Annotated in this window: 1 protein-coding gene; it reads left to right on the forward strand. The window is 66.8% G+C overall.

Annotated elements, in window-relative coordinates:
* Window positions 1-319, forward strand: a 319-nt coding sequence (gene tnpB / locus AX708_RS11035) for an IS66 family insertion sequence element accessory protein TnpB (RefSeq protein WP_197426379.1), incomplete at both ends; no start/stop codon positions are given.

Below are 319 nucleotides of genomic sequence, written 5' to 3' on the forward strand. Positions count from 1 at the left end.
TGATCGGCCCGGCACCCGGCGCCAAGGTGATGGTGGCGACCCGGCCCGTGGATTTCAGGAAGGGAGCGGACTCTCTCGCGGCGCTCGTGGCGGCCGAGTATGGCGGCAAGCCCTATTCGGGCGTGATCTATGTGTTCCGCGCCAGGCGTGCCGATCGGATCAAGCTGATCTGGTGGGACGGAACGGGCCTGCGCCTGATGGCCAAGAGACTCGAGCAAGGCACCTTCAGGTGGCCCCGGATACAGGAGGGTGTGATGCGGCTGACCGCTGCCCAACTGGGTGCTTTGCTCGAGGGTCTGGACTGGCGCCGCGTGCATGG

The sequence above is a fragment of the Erythrobacter sp. CCH5-A1 genome (assembly GCF_001557115.1).
GTDB lineage: Bacteria > Pseudomonadota > Alphaproteobacteria > Sphingomonadales > Sphingomonadaceae > Erythrobacter.